The sequence below is a fragment of the Afipia sp. GW821-FHT04G03 genome, from assembly GCF_059419985.1.
Genome location: NZ_JBWKSV010000001.1, coordinates 1,901,815 through 1,921,739, shown reverse-complemented (window position 1 = coordinate 1,921,739; position 19,925 = coordinate 1,901,815). Strand labels below are relative to the sequence as shown.

Below are 19,925 nucleotides of genomic sequence, written 5' to 3'. Positions count from 1 at the left end.
ATTCGACGATTGGGTACAGGAAGGAGCCGGCAGGGTCGTGTGATGACGAAGAAGCCAGCTGCGACCTGGCGGATGGCTGACACGCTCGCCGCCAAACTTCTGTCCTTTGAGGGAAAGGTTCGGCTACGGAGTTTTTCCGAAGGAGAACAGCTTTACCGGCAAGGCGAGATCACCTCTTGTTTTTACTTCGTGAAGTCGGGACTTGTGCAAGTCTCGATCTTTCGGCGCGACGGTACCGAAGTGGTGCTCGAAAACATGGGTCCCAATGCGCTGTGCGGAGAGGGGGCCGCCTTTGACGGTTTGCCCAGATTTTCGACCGCAGCTGCTGTCGAGGACACCCAAGCTCTCGAGTTTGATGCCGCGCACTTCGAGCCGCTGATCCGGGCGGACCCCGAACTCGCCCTGGCTATGCTCAGATTGACGAGCCAGAAGCAGCGCATTCTAGCGCTGCGGCTTGAACATCTGGTCTCGAACGATCCGGAAGAACGTATTCTTGAGCTTCTGCATCGTCTGAGCGAAATGTTCGCTGTTGATCACGAACGCGGTCGCAAGATCCTTACTTACCTGACCCATGAGCAGATTGCATCGATGACCGGAACATCGCGCGTCACAGTCACCCGGACGCTCGGAAGGCTGCGTGATAAAGGGATGTTGTTCGGTGAGGACGGCTACACCATCCTCGCTAGAAAAATCAAAGCTGACAAAAACTGAATGGTGCCTATCCGGTCCACCAGAAGTCTTCGATTCGTTGCGCGTTGAAGTCAGTTGCCTCCTCATAGGCCAGCCGCGCATACTTGCCGCCGTGATAAAGCAAAGGTGTAGCGGCCGTAACCGGCCCAAACATGCATTCAATCTTGCCGACCAAAATGCGATGGTCACCGCCCGAATGCTCAGTCTCGAGCCGGCAAAGGAACGTCGCGTTCGCGGCCTTCAGCCACGGTACGCCGTCTTTCTCCTGCCAATGCCAGGTGGGGTCAGCGACTGGTCGCCCTGCGTGATGGGTAGACACATCTTGCTGGCTGCCTGACAGAATATTGACGGAAAATCGACCGACCGTGCAGATTCGTTTTGCCGTGGCGCTGGTCATCGCTGCGCAAAACAACAGCATTGGCGGCTCCAGACTGACTGGCGTCAGCGAATTGACCGTCATTCCGATGGGGCTTTGCTCGCCAGCCACCGCTATCAACGTGACCCCGGTCGTCAGCCTCCGAAACAGAGTTCGAAATTGCTGTGCCGTATCGCTCGTCATGTTTGCGGCTCCCTAAATCAATCCCGTATCAGAAGAGCACTACCGTCTGCGGCGCAGTGTCGGCTGTATCCAGGAGTACACTGTGAGCAGCGACAGATGTATCCACAGATACAGCGCGGCCGTGCCGGCCAATGACACCTTGCGGCGTCAATGCAGCCGTAAGGGGGATTTCATGACCATGACCAAGGAACGCGCGTCCATCGTATCGGGTATGTCATTACTGCTCGCCGGCAGCGCCATCGCGCTCGGTTTGTCAGGTACGGTTACGGCACAGGAAAAGCCGGAGCTACGCATCGCAGCGATTATCTCGGTGACCGGCGCTGCCTCGACGCTCGGAGCGCCTGAACGCAACGCCGTGGAGCTTTTTGACAAGACGTGGTCCGCGCGCACGGATCTGCCGTTCCGCATCAAGGTCGTCTCCTACGACGATGGCTCCGACCCAACCAAGTCCGTCAGCCTGACGCGCAAGGCGATCGAGGAGGATCGTGCGCATGTCGTGGTTTGTTGCACGACGACTCCCGGCTCGCTGGCAATCATAGATACAGTGAATGCCGCGAAGGTCACCATGATCTCCATGGCCTCGTCGGCCGCGATCGTTGAGCCGGCGAGTGCGCGGTCCTTCACCTTCAAGACGCCGACGTCCGACAAGCTGATGCTGCAGCGAACGCTCAACTACATGACGCGGCAGGGAATCAAGAAGATCGGATTCTTCGGTCTCGAAGATTCATATGGTGAAAACGGGTTGAAGGAACTTCAGATTGTCGCGAAGGACGCCGGAATCGAACTTGTGGCTACCGAGCGGTTCGCGCGGCAAGACACCAACTTCACGCCGCAGGCGTTGCGTCTGCGGCAGACGTCGCTTGACGCCGTCTACGTCCACGCGATTCCGCCGTCGGCCGACCTTGCACATGAGGCGCTCAAGCGCGTCGGTTATACCGGGCCGATCTATCATGGCGCAGGGTCATCGATCCGAAGCTTCGTCGATATCGGCAAGGCAAGCGTCGAAGGAGCGATTGTCGGCGTCGGCGCGCTCAATGTCTACGACCAGATCTCGAAGGAGAATCCTCTTCGCCCCGTTCTGTCGGAATTCGCGACCTTATATGACGCTGCCTATGGCAAGGGGAAGGTCGACCTGTTCGCCGGACAGTCATGGGATGCAATGATGCTCGCGGTGAATGCCTATCGCACGATGGGGAAAGAAAGCGTGAAGGAGGAAGATCTTGGAGCAACGCGCATTGCGATCAAGGATGCGATGGAACGCACCAAGGAGTGGCCGGGTGTGAATGGCATCTTCAACCTCAGTCCGACCGACCATCTCGGGTTGGACAAGCGATCGACCTTCTTGTCGAAGATCCAAGGTGGCCGTTTCGTCCTTGTTGAGGAGTGACGTAGTTGGACACGCTGCTTTTTCTGTTGGCGGACGGCGTCACCAACGGCGCTGTCTACGGGCTCGTCGCGCTTAGCCTCATCGTGGTCTACACGGTGACGCGCGTGGTGAACATCGCACAGGGCGAATACGTCACGCTGGGTGCGCTCTCCTTTGCGAGCGCGCTTGCAGGCTCGTTCAACGTGTTGAGCGCGCTGGTTGCCGGGGGTCTCGCGCTGTTCGCCGTGAGGGACATTGCTGACAGGCATATCAAAACCGGCGCTAAACTACACATGATGCTCACGCGCGCGGTCTGGATCGCGGGCGTGCTCGCCACGGGTTTCGCCGCAAAGACATTTGCGGAATCCTATTGGCTCGCGGCCCTGGCATCTCTGGTCGCGACCGCTTCCTTGGGGACGCTCATCTATCGGCTGACGGTTGAGCCGGTGCCGGGCGCATCTCCGATCGTGCTGCTCATCGTCAGCGTCGGAGTCTATATGGTTCTGCACGGCACGGCCGTGATGATCTGGGGCGCCGAGCCTCGATCCGTTCCGCCCGTCGTCGATGGAGGGCTTGCCCTTGGCCCAATTTACGTCACTTACCAAAGTCTCTGGATCTGTGGCCTCGCAGTCGCGGCGATGATTGGGCTTTATCTTTTTTCCGAACGAACGTTGGTCGGTCAGGCGCTCCAGGCGACAGCCGTAAACCGGACTGGCGCGCAGCTTTGCGGCATTCCGGTTCGCACGGCGGGGCAGCTCAGCTTTGGCATTGGTGCGGGCTTCAGCGCGCTGTCCGGATTGCTGCTGGCACCGCTTGTAACGGCCAATTACGACATGGGCTTTCCGATCGGACTGAAAGGCTTTGTCGCTGCGGCGCTCGGCGGCATCGTGGAGTATCCAACCGCCCTGCTTGGGGTCTTGCTGGTAGGCCTTACGGAATCGTTCTCGGCGTTTCAGATAAGTGCGTTCCGGGATGTGATTGTATTTCTCATGGTGATCCCGATTCTGCTCTGGCGCAACGCGGTTCGCCCGCCCGATGCGGAGCATTGAGCATGGCTTCCGAAGTCAGGTCCTTCTGGCGTTCGCCTGCGACGGCTTCAGTGTCAGTCGCAACTTCTGTTTTTGCGATCGCTTGCGCGATCTCGATATTCGCGCCCCAGTATAACGTCACGTTGCTCGTCACTGTCGGATTGACCGCTCTTGCGGCGACCGGTCTTACACTCCTGCTGATTTCAGGGCAGGTCTCCCTGGGGCAGGCCGCGTTCATGGCCATCGGCGCGTATGTGACCGCTATCCTGGCGCGGGACTTCGGCGTGGCGACCATCCTTGCCCTGCTCGCAGGCGTCGCAGCATCGACCGTCTGCGGGTTGATCATCGGTGCGGTCACGCTTCGGCTCAAGGGACATTTTCTGCCGCTTGCGACGTTGGCGATTGGAATCGCAACCAGCGCTGCGATTGTGGCTTCCGGCGGGATCACGGGCGGCGCATCGGGCTTTGGACAAATTCCGTTCCTCGCGATCGGACCGCTCGCGATGACGGATGATCGTACATTCGCAATCTTCGTCTGGCTGATCGTGGCCGTCGTGAGCGGCGGCCTGTCACGATTGCTCCACACGCGTACCGGGCGGGCCATCGCGGCACTGAAGACCAATCCCGAGATGGCGGAAGTTTTCGGCGTGGATGGTACGAGGTTGCGACTGGTCGTATTCGTCGTTGCCGCGACGCTGGCGGGACTTTCCGGAGGCCTCTATGCCTTCTATTTCAAGTTTCTCAGTCCTGCACCTTTCGGGTTGACCGCGAGCGTCAATCTGCTGATCGCGTGTATCTTCGGTGGTATGGGGCATCCATTCGGCGCGCTGCTCGGTGCTGCCGCGATCACGGCGCTCGAGACCGTGCTTCAGAATACCGTGGCCCGCATGCTGGGATTGTCCGGGCATGTGGAGATGATCGTATTCGGTCTCGTCCTGATCGGCGTTTTGCTCAAATGGCCCGGAGGTCTCTGGTCGGCACTGCAGCGCTTCTGGCCAAAATTCACCGTTTCTCGTCCCGCGCGTAGTATCGAGCTGACGCCGTCGAGGCGTGGTGCAACTGGCGAAGATCTTTTGTCGGTAGCGGCGATAGGCAAGAAGTTTGGCGGCCTGCAGGCTCTTCAGAATGTTTCGTTCACCGTCGGCGCCGACGAAATCGTCGGCCTCATCGGACCGAATGGCGCCGGCAAGTCCACGACGTTCAACATCGCAACCGGTCTTCTCCGGCCATCCCATGGGGCTGTTCTTCTCATGGGAGAGCCGCCGTCGGCGCGTGTGTCCGAGTTGGTTGATCGCGGCGTGTCCCGCACGTTCCAGCATGTAAGGGTCGTGCCGGAGCGGACTGTCCTTGAGAACGTAGCCTTCGGCGCCTATGCGCAGGGTCGTTCGGGGATGGTTTCCGGCATGTTCGGCCTCGATCGGAGTGAGGAAGCAGCGACCTTTGCGAAAGCCTGGCGTGCCCTCGAAATCGTCGAACTCGACGCGCTCGCACACGAGCCGGCATCACGGCTGGCAATGGGGCAAGCCAGACTTCTGGAGGTCGCTCGCGCACTCGTCAGTCGGCCGAGACTGCTGCTTCTGGATGAGCCCGCCGCCGGATTGCGCACTGGCGAAAAGGTGAAGCTCGTCACGCTGCTGCATCGCCTCAGACGCGCAGGCATGTCCGTGCTTCTCGTCGAGCATGACATGGATCTCGTTATGAACTGTGTTGATCGAGTGGTCGTTCTGGATCGCGGGCAGGGACTGATGACCGGCCTTCCCGACGAGGCGCGTCGGGACCAGCGGGTGATCGCAGCTTATTTGGGGGCGTGATCATGCCGGACCTGCGTGTCAGCGGATTAAATGTTGGCTATGGCCGTGCGACGGTCATTGAAGCTCTCGACCTGAACGTCAAGTCTGGCGAGCTTGTCACGGTCCTTGGCGCCAATGGAGCTGGAAAGACAACGTTGCTCAACGGCATCATGGGTCTTGCACCTCCTCGTGCCGGACACATTACACTCGACGGCGAGGAGCTGACCGGCCTCCGCCCGGAGCAGCTTGTCGGTCGTGGTGTCGTCTTGGTTCCAGAACGGCGGGAGCTGTTCGGAAGTCTTGCGGTCGAAGTCAATTTGCGGCTTGGCGGTTATCGAACCGGTGCGCTAGCGAATGCGCTGGACAGAATCTACGCGCTTTTTCCGATCCTCGCGGAGCGCCGTCGGCAAAAAGCGGCGACATTGTCCGGCGGCGAGCAGCAGATGCTTGCTATCGGCCGGGCGCTGATGGCTGAGCCCCGCCTGTTGATGCTGGACGAACCGTCCATCGGGCTTGCCCCGCTCATCGTTCATGAGATTCTCCAGGTTATCGGCCAACTCAAGACCGAGGGTCTTACGATCATTTTGGTCGAGCAGAATGCACGGCTCGCCTTGTCCGTCGCGGATCGGGGCTACGTTCTCGAAGTCGGCCGGATTGTTCTGGAAGGCACGAGCGCGTCGCTCTCCGCGGATCCGCGATTGAGCCAAGCCTATCTCGGCGGTGCAGCGGACTATGCGGCAGCGCGGGACCAAGTCTATGTCGATTGAGGGAGAAGCGTCGCGGCTCCATGATCGCTACAAGCGAGGCGAAATCTCGCCTGTCGAATTGACGCAAGCGCAACTCACAGCCATCGCGAATCTGGATCAGGCTGTGAACGCTTTCGTTCTGGTCGATATTGCTGTTGCGATGAGCATGGCGCGCGCATCGGAGGCGCGATACAGCCGAGGCGAACCGCTCGGCCCATTGGACGGCATACCTGTCACGATCAAGGATACGCTCAATGTTGCGGGGTGGCCGACACGGCGCGGTTCTCGCACCACATCCGAGAACCCTGTGTCCGCCGACGCCGTCTCTATTTCGCGCCTTCGCGCGGCCGGCGCCGTTTTTCTCGGCAAGACCACCACGCCCGAATTCGCCTGGAAAGGTCTCACCGACAGTCCGTTTGGCGGGGTCACGCGGAATCCACTCGATCTCGCTCTTTGCGCCGGTGGAAGTAGCGGGGGCGCTGCGGCGGCAATCGCATCGGGACTGGGAATCATCGGAATAGGCACCGACGCTGCCGGATCCGTTCGCATTCCGGCGGCATTTTGCGGTACGGTCGGATACAAGCCAACTTTTGGAGAAATTCCGCTTGATCCTTATCCGGCGGCATTCTCGCAGCTTCCGCACATCGGGCCCATTACCCGGACTGTGGCAGATGCCGCGCTCGCGGCTTCGGTGATGAGCGGCGCTGCCGCATCCGATTGGACGTCACTCAATAGGACTTCGCGCGAAAGATATGTCAGTGGGCCAAGGCTCCGTATCGGTATTCCCGATGATGTGGTTCACCACCTGGATCCGGACTTGAGGCGGGCATGGGACGAGGCGCTTGCCGCACTTTCTTCGGAATGGAAGATCACAGCAGTCAAGGTTCCGCTGGATGAAGCGCGGGACATCGTCGGTTCGCTCTATCGCCTGGGCTGTGCCTACGCGGTGTCACAAGTCCCTCAAGATAGACAGAGCGAGCTCGATCCCGCCCTGCTGGATTTCCTGGAACCGTTGCGGGGTCTCGGTACCGAGCAGTTACTTCAACTGCTGCGACGTCGCGAGGAAATCGCAAGCAGGGCGGCGATGTTGTTGATCAACGACGTCGATATTCTTCTGACCCCGACCATGCCGTGTCTTCCGCCACGCGTCGATGCTGCATCCTCCATATCGGATAGCGATTGGCTCGCTTGGTGTCCGTTCACGCCCTTCTTCAATCTCACGCATGGCCCGGCACTTTCCGTGCCGTGGTGGCGATCGGATCCACATGCTTTCCCGATCGGGTTGCAGATCGGGGCCGCGCCCGGACGCGATGAGACCGCAATCGCCGCCGCTGCGATGATCGAGAAACTAGCCGCACAACGTCGCCATCATTCACGCGGGTCCGTCAACGATCGCAGTACCGCAAACCATCCGGCGGGTTCTCATGCCGTCTGACGAAGTGATCGAACAACCCGTGCGTTTGACGCTGGAAATTCCGGGGATGGCCGCAGGAGAGCCGATTCATCTGTCCTATGTGCGCGCAGGCAAAGGCCGGCCTGTTCTTCTGCTGCACGGCTTTGCTTCCGATGCGTGTTCGGATTGGGTCGCGACGGGCTGGTTCAACGCATTGGCCGCGGTCGGATATGACGTCGTCGCCCCGGATATGAGAGGGCACGGGCGCAGCGTGAAGTTGCGTGAACCGGCCAGCTATCGGCTCGAGGCGTTTTCAGCCGATCTCATCGCGCTCTGTCGGGCATGCTGGGCCGATGCGCCGGTTGGTCTGGTCGGCTATTCGATGGGCGCGCATGTTGCGATGACCCTGGCGCTCGCGTGCCCCGGCCGGATCGATAGATTGGTTTTGGGAGGAATGGGCGAGCGGATCGTGACGACGGTCGGGCTGGCGCCAGAATTCGCCGACGCCCTCGATCATTCTGATCCGAATGCGGCGGATGGAGCCGCTCCCATGCTGCCAGCCTACGCCATCCGTTTCCGGGAACATGCTGCCTCCCGCTCTTTCAACGATCTCGGGGTGCTGGCGTCCTGTCTTCGCGGCCAAACAACAACCTTTGAAACCCGACGCTTGTCTACCGTCACCGCGCCCACCCTTGTGATCGTGGGCGACCACGACAAACTGGCCGGTTCTCCCAACGGCGTAGCGGCTCTTTTCCCGGACGGAATGGCCATCAGTGTACCCGGGCCGGGTCACGCGACGGCTCTCACCGATCAAAATTTTCGGGCGCGCGCGATCGAACATCTCGCCATGGCGCCGGCGGTCCCACCAGCGTCCGGCGTCGATGTGGCGGCAATCCCGCAGAATGAACAACAGTTTGCGGAGTTTTCCGACGATGCGTGAAGTTTCTTTGTCAGACAAATTCGAGTTGCTGGACGGCACGATCTTGATCACCGGAAAGCAGGCATTGGCAAGAGTACCTTTGCTGCAAAGGGAGATCGATCGCAGTCGTGGATTGCGAACCGCCGGATATATCTCCGGTTACCGTGGCTCGCCGCTTGGAACGGTGGACAATGAGCTTTTGAAGATCACCGATCGGTTGAAAGCGGCGGACATCGTTTTTGAGCCGGGCCTCAACGAAGACCTTGCCATGACTGCCGTTTGGGGAAGCCAGCAACTCGACTTCGTTCCGGGACGGCGCTTCGATGGCGTATTTGCAATGTGGTACGGCAAAGGTCCTGGCGTTGATCGTTCGGGCGACGCTATCAAACATGCCAATATGTCCGGCACACATCCCAACGGTGGCGTACTGCTTGCTTTTGGCGACGATCACGCAGGTAAATCGTCGTCACTCGCCCACCAGAGCGACCTCGCGCTGGCCGCCCACGAAGTGCCGATCCTGTACCCGTCGGATGTGCAGGATATTTTCAAGTTTGGTCTTGCCGGCTTCGCGATGTCGCGCGAATGCGGACTGCTCGTTGGGCTGAAGCTTGTCAACGAGACGGCGGATTGCACCCAGACCGTCGATTTCTCTCTCGCCGCGGTCCGTCCGATTCTCGCCGGCGATGCTTCGCCGCGCAACGACGTCAGCATTCGTGTGGAAATGCTGGCGGTCGCGGCGCAAGACCAGCGCATGGTCCGAAACAAGCTGCCGCGCGTTCATGAGTTCTCCCGCCGCAATGCCATAGACAGGATAGCGTTTGGCGCGGAGCGGCCATCGAGTCTCGGTATCGTCACGGCGGGCAAAGCCTTTCAAGATGTCATCGATGCTTTGCGTCTGCTTGGCATCGACGATGCTGGAGCGCGCAAATTGGGAATCGGCGTTCTGAAGGTGGGGCTGATTTATCCGCTCGATCCTCAACCGCTGACCGGCTTTGCGGCCGACGCCAAGGAACTGCTGTTCGTGGAAGAGAAGCGGCCGCACATGGAGCTTCAAGCGGCCACCTTGCTGTATCATCTGGAGCGCCGGCCACGGATTTCAGGCAAGCACACCCCCGACGGCGAAGCTCTGCTGCCGCTCGACGAACCGCTGGATGCGGCCGTCGTCGCGTCCGCACTCGGACGTCGCATAGTTGCTGTTCTGGAAGCCGACGAAAACAAGTCTCGGATAGCCACCGCGCTGGGTGGAATAGCCGCACGCATTGCTTTGTGGAACCGGATCGAAGTGGGGCCGCTCGCCCGCCGGCCGGTGTTTTGTTCGGGCTGCCCGCACAACCGCTCGACCAAGCTGCCGGAAGGCTCCTTCGGTGTGGCCGGAATCGGCTGCCACGGCCTCGTTCAGTTCATGGATCGCAACCCGTTGCCTTGCACGCATATGGGCGCGGAGGGGGTGAACTGGATCGGCCTCTCGCATTTCACCGATATGAAGCACGTCTTCGTCAACCTGGGTGACGGTACGTTTTCCCATTCCGGCTCACTGGCGATCCGCGCTTCGGCAAGTTCGAACGCCAACGTAACGTTCAAGATCCTTGCCAATGACATCGTGGCGATGACGGGTGGCCAAACGATCGAGAGCGGATTGTCGATCGGCGACATGGTTCGTCAGGTGTTGCTCGAGGGTGCGAAGCGCGTCGTTGTTGTGGCTGAAGATCCGGAGGCGGTGCGATCGCAGGAGTCGTTGCCGCGGGATATCCCGGTCGTTGACCGCACTCAAATGGAGAATGTGCAGAAGGAACTTCGCGAAATTCCAGGCACGACGGTCATCGTATACGTGCAGATCTGTGCGACCGAGAAGCGCAAGCGTCGCAAGCGGGGACAAGTTCCGACCGCTGCTAAGCACGTCGTGATCAATCCCGCCGTTTGCGAAGGCTGTGGCGATTGCTCGCGCGCGTCGAACTGCATGTCGGTGCAGCCGCTTGAAACCGAATTTGGCCGCAAGCGGCGCATCGATCAGGCAAGCTGCAATAGCGACATGTCCTGCCTGGACGGTTTTTGCCCGTCTTTTGTCTCGCTCGAAGGAGCGCATCTCCGGAAACCCGAGCGAGCCAATTTTGACGAAGCGGTCGCGCGGTTGCCGATGCCTCCTGGAAGGACGCCGGGCAGTTTACCCGTGGGCATATTGATGGCCGGAATCGGAGGGACTGGTGTGGTGACGGCGTCGGCGATTCTGGGCATGGCCGCGCATCTCGAAGGGCGCGGCGTCGGCATCTACGACATGACGGGGCTCGCTCAAAAAGGCGGAGCGGTCTACAGCCATCTTCGGGTGTCTGAGACGCCTCAAGACATTGCGCCGCTGCGGCTCGGCCTTGAGGATGCCGATTTGCTGATCGCGTCGGATCTGGTTGCCGCGACGCAGCTCGAGGCATTAAAGACGGTGAGCGCCCGCACCGCAATCATTGCCGATGGCTATGTTCCCGCGACGCAGAAATTCCATGAAAACGCGAATATCGACCTGGGCGCCGAAAGCCTCGTTCGCCGCCTTGAGGCGCGAGCAGGTCATCCGCTGACGCACGTTTCCGCGCATGAGTTGGCCCAGCGCGCCTTCGGCGATCCGATTGCGGCCAACATGATCCTTATCGGAGCGGCTTTTCAGACCGGCGTTCTGCCGGTGTCCGCGGAGGCGATCGAACGCGCGATCCGGCTGAATGGGTCGGCTGTTGAGTCAACGCTGCAGGCGTTTCGTCTTGGCCGGCTCAGCGTGTCCAATGAGGATGTCGCCAAGGAAATGTTGCGATCCCCCGAGCATGTCGCCACCTCCGCACCTGAACCGGTCGGTTCTCTGCAAGCACGTATCGACCTTCGTACCAAAACGCTTCGCGCCTATCAGGGGCCGGCCTATGCAGCGTCTTTCGAGGATCTTGTTGGTCGCGTGCGCACGGCGGAAGAAAAAATCTCTGCCGGTTCGACCAAGTTGACCGAGGCGGTTGCGCGAAACCTTTTCAAACTGATGGCCTACAAGGACGAGTATGAGGTTGCCAGGTTGTTGACAGACGCTTCTTTTTGGAACGGCGTTCAGAGAACGTTCGATGGCGGCGCGTTGAAGTTGCATTTGGCGCCCCCGCTGCTCTTCGGCCGCGATCCGGCGACGGGTCGCCCGCGTAAGAGAGCATTTTCGGCGCGCCGCTTGTTGCCGATCTTGCGCCTGCTCGCGCGAGGAAAGGTGCTACGAGGCACCGTGCTGGATCCGTTCGGCTGGACGCGTGAACGTCAGATTGAGCGGCGGCTTCGCGATCAATACGTTCGGTTAATCGATGAGGTTCTTTCTTGCCTATGTAAAGCGAACCATAAAGCCGCAGTCGCGCTTGTCTCCTATCCGGACGACATAAGAGGTTTCGGTCCCGTAAAGGACGAGGCTGTAGCGCGCCTTCAGCCTCGGGTTAACATCCTGCGGGCGCAATTGGGGCAGGCGACGGTCCAGCGAGCGCAGCGTAACCGGATCTTGGCAGCCACGACACGGGGCAATAGTCGATGAATGACACATGCGATGGGATCGTTATTGGAGCCGGCCACAATGGCTTGATCACTCAAGCGTATCTTGCTCGAGCGGGTTTCAAAGTCATTTCACTGGACGCATCGCCGGTGATTGGTGGTGGGCTTTCGGCCGTCGAGGATGCGAAGCATCCCGGATTTCTTCATAATCTGCATTCATATTTTCATCGCGGTCTACCTAACATGCCCTGGTTCTCCGACTTGGAGCTTCATCGGCATGGCGTGGAATACATCGATAACGATCTCTATGTTTCAGTGTTGCATCGGGACGGTGGTATGCTGCAATGGTGAAACGATTTCGAGCAGACATATCGCTCGTTCGCTACCATCAACAAGAAGGATGCGGACAAGCTCAGATATTGGCGAGACAGATTTATCCCGATCTCACGGGACATCCTCCGCCCGGAAGCATCGTCGCCACCCGTGTCTGCGGGAGCGCGCCGCGAGAAACTGGAGAAAACAGCAGACGGGCGATTGTTGCTTCAGGTGAGTGAGTTATCGCCGTATGAGTTCGTCAAGCGCGAGTTCCATCATTCAGCGATCCAGGGTGCCATCCTTTTCATTAATGGGATGTGCGAAGTCGATCTTCGGGCCAAGGGCTTCGGTCATCATCTTCCGTCGCTATTTGCGACTCCCGCGAAAGTTCAGACTTGCCGAGGCGGTGCAATTTCCCTCGCAAGGGCTTTGACGAGATGTATCGAAGAGGCCGGCGGGGTTGTGCGTTCAAATGCAGCCGTGAAACGTGTTCTCATCGAGAACGGAGATGCCATCGGCGTCGAACTCGTCAGCGGCGAGATCATCCGAGCCGGAAAATTCGTGGTCCCAAGCCTCAACCCACAGTTGACGTTTCTCGACTTGATGGAAACTTCGCAACTGCCAGCTGGCTGGCAAAAGAAAGCGGAGAATTTCAAATGCAATACGCTGGGACCGCTATTCACTCTTCACCTGAATATGGAGGAGCCTCTGATATACAAGGTATCGGACAAACACCCTGAAGTGCAGAAATCGCTCATGGTCATCATGGACATCGACCGCACCATGATGATGGAACAATCGGTCCTTCGGTTCTTTGGGGCGATACACCGACAGCGCTGGATCCGTCCCAAGCTCCGCCTGGCTACCAGACCGCGTTCATGTGTGAGAAAACGCCATACAAACTTCTCGGTAATCCAGAGAACTGGGTTGCGGAGAAGTCGAATCACGCACGACGAATGTTCGACATGTGGTGCGACTACGCATCGAACTTGCGCAGGTCTACGATCGACAGATTCTCGCGTAGTCCATACAAGACAGCGCGATAACCCGAACATGTACGAATCCGATGTTTTGATTGGCGCGTTTAAACACGGGCAGGTTGGACTTAACCGGCCGTTTGAAGGAGCTGGAAACTACCGCACGTTTTTGACGAATCTCTATTTGTGCGGTTCATCGTCACATCCGGGAGGCAATATCACGGGTTTACCCGGCTACATCGGCGCCGGCGTCGTGCTCGATCAACAAAAGTCTGAACAGCGGTGGGCGTCATCCGGCTCCGCGCAATAATACGGGACTATAGAGATGAGTCATCTCATTGCGTTTCGATCAAGCGGTTGAGCCGGTGATGAACGTGCCATTCTTTGCCGAGTTGCTATCAGGTACGCCGACAACAAAAGCATGGCGTTTGGCGGTTTCTTCCGACGGACTGCAAGGCCACATCATCTTCTTGCGTGATTGATCATCACGTGACGTCCTGCGGTAAACGGCGTCATCACTGAAAGAGAAATATATCCGATAGCGTTTAGTAGGAGAAACAAACCAAAAGGCCAATCCGCCTACGCTACGACTGTTCATCGTCGCCTGCACTGTTTGCTCAACCCATTTCAACCTCCTTTCGGTAAAATTCGGCTCTTTGGCGCGGGTATGTCGCTCTTGTTTCTGATGACCGCATTGTGCGCGGGCAGCACTCCTTGCTTCGATATAATTGTGTTATGGGCTCCTACTCAAAAGGTATTGGCCGACACAGGCTATTTTCCTCTAGGTAAGCACGATCAAATTTGACGGTTTTGCAACACGTCAAATTCTGGTGCTGAGAAGACCGAAACTATTCGGCTGCAGCTAGCCATGGAGGAGGAAGCTATGATCGCAGCCCTAGTGCTGTTCTGGGTGCCGTCCGGCACAACGTTGCCGCAGATCGCAGAATCCTTCGAGCAGTCCGCGCCGCGATTTTGCGGCCTGCCAGGGCTGCTTAGCAAGCAATACCTGTTCGATGGTGAAACACGCGCTGGCGCATTCTACATGTGGTCTTCGCGAGAGCAGGTCACCGCATTCTTCGACGACAAGTGGAAGCAGACACTTACCGAGCGCTATGGGTCTCCTCCCACTTTATCCATCTTCGAAGTGCCAGTCTCCATAGATAACACCGCAAAATTCTAATTCTCGAGCTCAAGTTTCTCACGCCTTAAAAGTATAGGGACCAACCATGCGCGAACCGGTGAATCAGAAGGCTATACGGGAAGCCAGCTCGAAGCTTTCCAATTGGGGGCGTTGGGGCAATGACGACCAAATCGGCACGCTTAATAATATTACTCCAAGCGACATCATTGGCGCTGCAAAGCTGATCCGTAAGGGCAAGGTATTCTCACTTGGACTTTCGCTTAAGGAGCCTATCCAGTCGGGTCTGTTTGGTGGCCGATGGAATCCGATCCATACAATGCTCGCTACTGGAACAGATGCCGCCGCTGGTAACCAGGACGAGCCTTATCCTTATCTTCGGTATGCCGACGATGCCATTAACATGCCATGCCAAGCGTCCACGCAATGGGACGCTCTTTGCCACATCTTCATTGATGACAAGATGTACAATGGCTACAGCGCCAAACTTGTTGATGCCCGAGGAGCCAAAAAGCTCGGAATAGAGCATACCCGCGACAAGATGGTCGGTCGTGGGGTTCTGCTTGATGTGGCGCGTTGGAAGGGTAAGGAAAGTCTTGATGACGGCTACGGAATCACGAACGAAGATTTAGACGGGTGTGCCAAGGCGCAAGGTGTATCAATTCGAAAGGGTGACTTCGTCCTAGTGCGCACGGGCCACCAGGAGCGATGCTTGGCGAAGGGGGATTGGTCCGGTTACGCCGGCGGCGACGCGCCCGGTATGGCCTTTGAAACGTGTTACTGGCTGCGGGATAAAGACGTTGCTGGCATCTGCTGTGATACTTGGGGTTGCGAGGTTAGACCTAACGAAACGGATCAGGCTAACCAGCCCTGGCACTGGGTTGTCATTCCGGCCATGGGTATATCGATGGGTGAGATCTTCTACATGAAGGATCTCGCTGCCGATTGCGCGGAAGATAAAGTCTACGAATTTTTCTTCTGCGCTCCGCCGTTACATCTGCCGGGCGGAGCCGGCTCTCCAATTAACCCTCAAGCTATCAAGTGACCCGGATCTGAAGAGCTGCCGCGATTTTCATCGCTGCTAGAAGGACAATTTCAAATGGTGAAGTCATTAAAGAAGGGGCGAGATGCGGAAGCACGAGCTGAAGACGACGCTCGGGTCAGGCTGACAGTCGAGTCAATTCTCGCCGACATAGCGAAGAGAGGGAACGTTGCTGTACGCGAGCTATCCACCAAGTTCGACGGGTGGACGCGCGACGATTACCGTCTCACGGACAAAGAGATCAAAGATTGCGTGTCGCAGCTGTCGAGTCGCGATCTGGACGACATTCGGTTTGCTCAAGAGCAGGTTCGTAACTTCGCGCAACATCAACGTGCGACGATGCAGGATCTCGAGGTCGAGACTTTGCCCGGGGTGTGGCTAGGCCACAAGAATATTCCGATCAATTCGGTCGGCTGCTATGTGCCGGGAGGCAAGTACCCACTTCTAGCTTCAGCGCACATGTCGATCATCACAGCGCGTGTCGCAGGGGTAGATAGGGTCATTACCTGCGCGCCACCATTTCAAGGAAAACCTGCGCCCGCGATCGTGGCAGCTCAGTATCTCGCTGGCGCTGATGTTATCTACGCGCTAGGTGGAGTGCAGGCCGTCGGTGCGTTTGCCTTAGGCACTGAAACAATCGATCCGGTTGACATGCTTGTCGGCCCCGGCAACGCCTTCGTGGCCGAAGCGAAGCGACAGCTCTACGGGCGGGTGGGTATCGACCTGTTCGCCGGTCCCACTGAGACACTTGTGATAGCAGATGACTCCGTCGACGGCGAAATGTGTGCAACCGATCTTCTCGGCCAAGCTGAGCACGGACCGAATTCGCCCGCCATTCTGCTGACGACATCCGAGAAATTGGCGAGGGAAACTCTCGCCGAAATCGAACGCTTGCTCAAGATCCTGCCGACCGCAGACGTCGCCCGTTGTGCTTGGGAAGATTACGGCGAGGTGATCCTTTGCAAAGATGACCGGGAAATGGTCGAGGAGGCGGATAGGATTGCCTCGGAACATGTTCAGGTGTTGACGAGAGACCCCAACTATTTCCTCGAGAATATGACCAACTATGGCGCCCTGTTCCTCGGGCCGCGAACGAATGTCGCGTTCGGTGATAAGGTGATCGGAACCAACCACACTCTTCCGACGATGAAGGCTGCTCGATACACGGGGGGGCTTTGGGTCGGAAAGTTCCTAAAGACCTGCACGTATCAGCGCGTGGACACGGATCAAGCGTCGGCAAAGATCGGGGAGTATTGTTCCCGCCTTAGCATGCTCGAAGGTTTTGCTGGGCACGCTGAACAGGCAAACCTGCGCGTACGCCGATATGGCGGTCGTAACATTCCCTATGCGACAGCTGCAGAATGACAATGTTTCTACCAGTCACGCCGTCGCTTCGTCTCGATAACAAGCGGGCTCTCATAACAGGTGCCGGCCGGGGGATAGGGCTAGCGGCTGCAGTCGCTCTGTCAACGGCGGGTGCGCATGTCACGCTTGTGTCGCGGACGGCGAAGGAACTGGATAATGCGGTCGAGGCGATCAAGCTTGTGGGGGGCTCGGCCGAGGCGCTCACTATCGACGTAACGGATATTGATCAACTGACTCGCGCAATCGAGGCTCAGCCGGTTCACGACATTCTCGTTAACAACGCAGGAATGAATCGGCCAAAATCTATGATTGAGCTCACCGTTGACGACTACGACGCTGTTATGGGGCTCAATGTCAAAGCTGCATTCTTTGCTGCCCGATTGTTTGCCCAGCGGTTGATTTCGGCGGACCGGCCAGGCTCTATCATTAATGTCTCATCACAAATGGGGCACGTTGGCGCTGCCAATCGGACTCTCTATTGCACCTCGAAGTGGGCGATTGAAGGGATGACAAGGGCTATGGCGGTTGAATTCGGGCCGCGCGGAATTCGCGTCAATACTATCTGCCCTACGTTTGTCGAAACACCCATGACCAGAGAATTCCTTAGCGACGTCGATTTCAGGCGCCAGGTGCTGGAGAAGATAAAGCTCAAGCGTCTGGGACGCGTGGACGACGTAATGGGGGGCTTTGTGTTCCTAGCGAGTGATGCATCAAGCCTGATGACGGGATCGTCCCTGATGTTGGATGGTGGTTGGACCGCTGAATAGCGTGAACTTAGGTCTGGGACGACGGAGAGGTAATATGGCGATTCTGATTTCTGGAGAATACAAGCTGCCCATCGGGCAAGACGCTGTGTATGCAGCGCTCAACGATCCAGAGATTCTTCGCAAATGCATTCCGGGCTGTGAAGAGTTGGAACAGCGGGAGGACGGCATCTTTGCTGCAATAGTCCGGCTCGAACTGGGACCGCTGAAAACTCGATTCCGGGGCAAAGTAAAGCTCGAAGATCAGGATCCGCCGAATGGTTACCGCATCAGCGGGGAGGGCGACGGCGGCATCGCCGGATTTGCGAAGGGCGGAGCGTTTGTAAGGCTGACTGCTGACGAGAATGGCGGAACAAAGCTCGTCTATGAGGCAGATGCCAACATTAACGGAAAGATTGCGCAACTGGGACAGCGACTGATCACCAATACAAGCAAGAAGATTGCCGATCGGTTCTTCGAGAATCTTCTAGCTACTCTTCAAGCGAACGCAGCCTGAGCGGCGCAATTTAGAAAGGTATGACCATGGCCAAAGTAACGGAAGTCTCATTTTACAGTGAAGGTCTTAAGCTCAGCGGGCTCTTGTATGAACCCGATGATTTGAAGCCTGGTGAAGTGCGCCCCACGGTGATCTGCTGCCACGGCTATACGGGCATGAAAGACGTTTATCTGCTGCCCGTTCCGGAACGGTTGGCGAAGCACGGATACGTTGCGCTCACTTTCGATCACCGTGGATTTGGTAAGAGCGAGGGCATTGTGGCGCGCTTGATGCCGACGGAGCAGGTCGAGGATATCCGTAACGCCGTCACTTACATGACCACTATTCCATCGGTAGATGCAAACCAGATCGCACTTTACGGCACGTCGTTCGGCGGGGGTAATGTGGTCGTGGCCGCGGCCACCGATGAACGCGTTGTATGCATAGTTTCTGTCGTTCCGGTGGCGAATGGCTACCGCTGGATGAAGAGCCTAAGGAAGCATTGGGAATGGCTTAAGTTTCAGAACGTTCTCGCTGAAGACCGCGTTCAGCGAGTGCTTACGGGAAAGTCGCGCCGTGTTGATGTGACCGAACTTATGCCAGGCGACCCTCACTCGCGACAGGTTATTCAGGAGAAGGTGAAGGCGGCCGAAAGGTACGCCGAGGGTTATCCTCTTGAAAACGCCGAAGCTACGATGCGTCACATTCCCGAAGATTACGTGCACGCAATATCTCCCAGGCCGATTCTGTTTATCCATACGGAGCGGGACGGCCTTGTGCCAATCGATGAATGCTACTCCATGTTTGCAAAGGCGAACGAGCCAAAGAAGCTCGTTACGATCCCCGACGCGGACCACTACGATGTCTATGAGTTCGTGAATCCACCGGTCTATGAAGTTGTGATGCGAGAGACCATCGGTTGGTTCAACGCTCATCTTACGAGGACCGATGGAGCGGTAACCGCGGCGAAAGTTGCCTAGCGACAGGAGAGCGACATGGCGCTACCCAAGTTCGATTACCTGGCACCAAAGAGCATAGGCGAGGCCTGTGCAGCTTTGGCGGCGAATCCCGACGGGGGGAAGCTAATTGCTGGTGGCGTGTCGCTGTTACGCGTCATGAAATTTCGTATCATGTCACCTGATTGCCTGATCGACGTTAAATCGATTCCAGGGCTCCGATACGTAAAATGCGACAAGGATGTGCTGCAGATTGGCGCAACCGCTACGTCTACCGACGTTTTGAGGTCGTCCGACGTAGCGGAAAAATTGCCTTTGCTTTCTGAGGCCATTGCCCGCATCGCAACGACTGCGGTGAGAAACTGGGCAACTGTCGTAGGTAACATTTGTGTAGGTCATACAGCCAGTGATCCCTCAGCCGCCCTGTTGGCACTTGGCGCCGAGCTCGTAATCTCGAATCCAAAAGGCGAGAGGACGCTGCCAATCGACAAGTTCTTCCTCGGTCACATGTCCACGGCCCTCGAAGAGGCCGAACTTGTCCGCGAAATCAGGATACCGCTACCCAAGGAGCCGGTCGGTATGGCCTATCTTGCTCACGCGGGGCGCGCTGCCATGGAAACGCCGCTCATCGCGGTTGGTGTTTCGCTCACAGCCAATGGGAAGGGATGTACGAGTGCCAGCATATCGCTGGCAGGCTCAGCCGAAACGCCCATCCGCTTGACGCGGGCTGAAAAAGCCCTGGTTGGTGCAAAACTCGACGAGAAAGCGATCCACAATGCCGCACTGATCGCTGCCGAGGATTGCGCTCCTGATAGCGATGTCTACGCATCCGCGGAATATCGACGCCGTCTTGTTGCAGTCTATGTGCGCGATGCACTTCAAGCTGCAGCCGGCCGCATTGGCCACGCTTAGGTGA

At 57.9% G+C, this 19,925-nt stretch carries 19 protein-coding genes; 18 read left to right on the top strand and 1 reads right to left on the bottom strand.

Annotated features, from left to right (window positions below):
- Nucleotides 1–42 precede the first annotated feature (42 nt).
- Entirely contained in the window at nt 43–711 is a 669-nt protein-coding gene (locus tag AC07UB_RS09100) for a Crp/Fnr family transcriptional regulator (RefSeq protein WP_492792296.1), read from the top strand.
- Nucleotides 712–718: 7 nt separating this feature from the next.
- Here AC07UB_RS09100 and AC07UB_RS09095 read toward each other — a convergent pair whose 3' ends face one another.
- The gene (locus AC07UB_RS09095; protein WP_492792297.1) at nt 719–1,249 is read right to left on the bottom strand and encodes a flavin reductase family protein; all 531 of its coding nucleotides are present in this window, start codon (nt 1,247–1,249) and stop codon (nt 719–721) included.
- A gap of 172 nt (nt 1,250–1,421) precedes the next feature.
- Here AC07UB_RS09095 and AC07UB_RS09090 point away from each other — a divergent pair, with 172 nt between their 5' ends.
- From AC07UB_RS09090 to AC07UB_RS09010, 17 genes are all read left to right on the top strand, one after another.
- Entirely contained in the window at nt 1,422–2,636 is a 1,215-nt protein-coding gene (locus AC07UB_RS09090) for an ABC transporter substrate-binding protein (protein WP_492792298.1), read from the top strand.
- Between the two features lie 5 nt (nt 2,637–2,641).
- On the top strand, nt 2,642–3,664 hold the full coding sequence (locus AC07UB_RS09085) for a branched-chain amino acid ABC transporter permease (RefSeq protein ID WP_492792299.1): 1,023 nt from the start codon (nt 2,642–2,644) through the stop codon (nt 3,662–3,664).
- Between the two features lie 2 nt (nt 3,665–3,666).
- Nucleotides 3,667–5,454: a branched-chain amino acid ABC transporter ATP-binding protein/permease gene (locus AC07UB_RS09080; protein WP_492792300.1), complete on the top strand. Its 1,788-nt coding sequence runs from the start codon at nt 3,667–3,669 to the stop codon at nt 5,452–5,454.
- A 2-nt stretch (nt 5,455–5,456) separates the two neighbouring features.
- Nucleotides 5,457–6,200, top strand: coding sequence for an ABC transporter ATP-binding protein (locus tag AC07UB_RS09075; protein ID WP_492792301.1), 744 nt, complete (start codon nt 5,457–5,459; stop codon nt 6,198–6,200).
- Nucleotides 6,190–7,614: an amidase gene (locus AC07UB_RS09070; protein ID WP_492792302.1), complete on the top strand. Its 1,425-nt coding sequence runs from the start codon at nt 6,190–6,192 to the stop codon at nt 7,612–7,614. Before AC07UB_RS09075 ends, AC07UB_RS09070 begins: the two co-directional genes overlap by 11 nt.
- Nucleotides 7,604–8,512, top strand: coding sequence for an alpha/beta fold hydrolase (locus AC07UB_RS09065; RefSeq protein WP_492792303.1), 909 nt, complete (start codon nt 7,604–7,606; stop codon nt 8,510–8,512). The genes AC07UB_RS09070 and AC07UB_RS09065 overlap by 11 nt, the downstream gene beginning before the upstream one ends.
- A complete protein-coding gene (locus tag AC07UB_RS09060) occupies nt 8,505–12,020 on the top strand; it encodes an indolepyruvate ferredoxin oxidoreductase family protein (RefSeq protein ID WP_494651309.1) in 3,516 nt (1,171 codons plus the stop codon). Before AC07UB_RS09065 ends, AC07UB_RS09060 begins: the two co-directional genes overlap by 8 nt.
- The gene (locus AC07UB_RS09055) at nt 12,017–12,328 is read left to right on the top strand and encodes an NAD(P)-binding protein (RefSeq protein ID WP_492792305.1); all 312 of its coding nucleotides are present in this window, start codon (nt 12,017–12,019) and stop codon (nt 12,326–12,328) included. Before AC07UB_RS09060 ends, AC07UB_RS09055 begins: the two co-directional genes overlap by 4 nt.
- Before the next feature lie 183 nt (nt 12,329–12,511).
- The gene (locus tag AC07UB_RS09050) at nt 12,512–13,579 is read left to right on the top strand and encodes a phytoene desaturase family protein (RefSeq protein ID WP_492792306.1); all 1,068 of its coding nucleotides are present in this window, start codon (nt 12,512–12,514) and stop codon (nt 13,577–13,579) included.
- A gap of 28 nt (nt 13,580–13,607) precedes the next feature.
- Entirely contained in the window at nt 13,608–13,751 is a 144-nt protein-coding gene (locus AC07UB_RS09045; RefSeq protein ID WP_492792307.1) for a hypothetical protein, read from the top strand.
- 401 nt (nt 13,752–14,152) lie between these two features.
- Complete coding sequence (locus AC07UB_RS09040) at nt 14,153–14,449, top strand: hypothetical protein (protein WP_492792308.1); 297 nt, start codon at nt 14,153–14,155, stop codon at nt 14,447–14,449.
- A 46-nt stretch (nt 14,450–14,495) separates the two neighbouring features.
- A complete protein-coding gene (locus AC07UB_RS09035; protein WP_492792309.1) occupies nt 14,496–15,452 on the top strand; it encodes a cyclase family protein in 957 nt (318 codons plus the stop codon).
- Nucleotides 15,453–15,506: 54 nt separating this feature from the next.
- A complete protein-coding gene (gene hisD / locus AC07UB_RS09030) occupies nt 15,507–16,814 on the top strand; it encodes a histidinol dehydrogenase (RefSeq protein ID WP_492792310.1) in 1,308 nt (435 codons plus the stop codon).
- A complete protein-coding gene (locus AC07UB_RS09025; RefSeq protein ID WP_494651313.1) occupies nt 16,811–17,581 on the top strand; it encodes an SDR family NAD(P)-dependent oxidoreductase in 771 nt (256 codons plus the stop codon). Before hisD ends, AC07UB_RS09025 begins: the two co-directional genes overlap by 4 nt.
- Nucleotides 17,582–17,615: 34 nt before the next feature.
- On the top strand, nt 17,616–18,074 hold the full coding sequence (locus AC07UB_RS09020) for an SRPBCC family protein (protein WP_494651315.1): 459 nt from the start codon (nt 17,616–17,618) through the stop codon (nt 18,072–18,074).
- 26 nt (nt 18,075–18,100) lie between these two features.
- Nucleotides 18,101–19,033: an alpha/beta hydrolase gene (locus tag AC07UB_RS09015; RefSeq protein ID WP_494651316.1), complete on the top strand. Its 933-nt coding sequence runs from the start codon at nt 18,101–18,103 to the stop codon at nt 19,031–19,033.
- Between the two features lie 15 nt (nt 19,034–19,048).
- Complete coding sequence (locus AC07UB_RS09010; RefSeq protein WP_492792314.1) at nt 19,049–19,921, top strand: FAD binding domain-containing protein; 873 nt, start codon at nt 19,049–19,051, stop codon at nt 19,919–19,921.
- The last annotated feature ends 4 nt before the right edge of the window (nt 19,922–19,925 follow it).

Excerpts from the sequence above, each read along its gene's own strand:
- AC07UB_RS09100 (WP_492792296.1), top strand. The coding sequence starts at position 43 with ATGACGAAGAAGCCAGCTGCGACCTGGCGGATGGCTGACACGCTCGCC.
- AC07UB_RS09095 (WP_492792297.1), bottom strand. The coding sequence starts at position 1,249 with ATGACGAGCGATACGGCACAGCAATTTCGAACTCTGTTTCGGAGGCTG.
- AC07UB_RS09090 (WP_492792298.1), top strand. The coding sequence starts at position 1,422 with ATGACCATGACCAAGGAACGCGCGTCCATCGTATCGGGTATGTCATTA.
- AC07UB_RS09080 (WP_492792300.1), top strand. The coding sequence starts at position 3,667 with ATGGCTTCCGAAGTCAGGTCCTTCTGGCGTTCGCCTGCGACGGCTTCA.
- AC07UB_RS09075 (WP_492792301.1), top strand. The coding sequence starts at position 5,457 with ATGCCGGACCTGCGTGTCAGCGGATTAAATGTTGGCTATGGCCGTGCG.
- AC07UB_RS09070 (WP_492792302.1), top strand. The coding sequence starts at position 6,190 with ATGTCGATTGAGGGAGAAGCGTCGCGGCTCCATGATCGCTACAAGCGA.
- AC07UB_RS09065 (WP_492792303.1), top strand. The coding sequence starts at position 7,604 with ATGCCGTCTGACGAAGTGATCGAACAACCCGTGCGTTTGACGCTGGAA.
- AC07UB_RS09060 (WP_494651309.1), top strand. The coding sequence starts at position 8,505 with ATGCGTGAAGTTTCTTTGTCAGACAAATTCGAGTTGCTGGACGGCACG.
- AC07UB_RS09055 (WP_492792305.1), top strand. The coding sequence starts at position 12,017 with ATGAATGACACATGCGATGGGATCGTTATTGGAGCCGGCCACAATGGC.
- AC07UB_RS09040 (WP_492792308.1), top strand. The coding sequence starts at position 14,153 with ATGATCGCAGCCCTAGTGCTGTTCTGGGTGCCGTCCGGCACAACGTTG.
- AC07UB_RS09035 (WP_492792309.1), top strand. The coding sequence starts at position 14,496 with ATGCGCGAACCGGTGAATCAGAAGGCTATACGGGAAGCCAGCTCGAAG.
- hisD (WP_492792310.1), top strand. The coding sequence starts at position 15,507 with ATGGTGAAGTCATTAAAGAAGGGGCGAGATGCGGAAGCACGAGCTGAA.
- AC07UB_RS09025 (WP_494651313.1), top strand. The coding sequence starts at position 16,811 with ATGACAATGTTTCTACCAGTCACGCCGTCGCTTCGTCTCGATAACAAG.
- AC07UB_RS09020 (WP_494651315.1), top strand. The coding sequence starts at position 17,616 with ATGGCGATTCTGATTTCTGGAGAATACAAGCTGCCCATCGGGCAAGAC.
- AC07UB_RS09015 (WP_494651316.1), top strand. The coding sequence starts at position 18,101 with ATGGCCAAAGTAACGGAAGTCTCATTTTACAGTGAAGGTCTTAAGCTC.
- AC07UB_RS09010 (WP_492792314.1), top strand. The coding sequence starts at position 19,049 with ATGGCGCTACCCAAGTTCGATTACCTGGCACCAAAGAGCATAGGCGAG.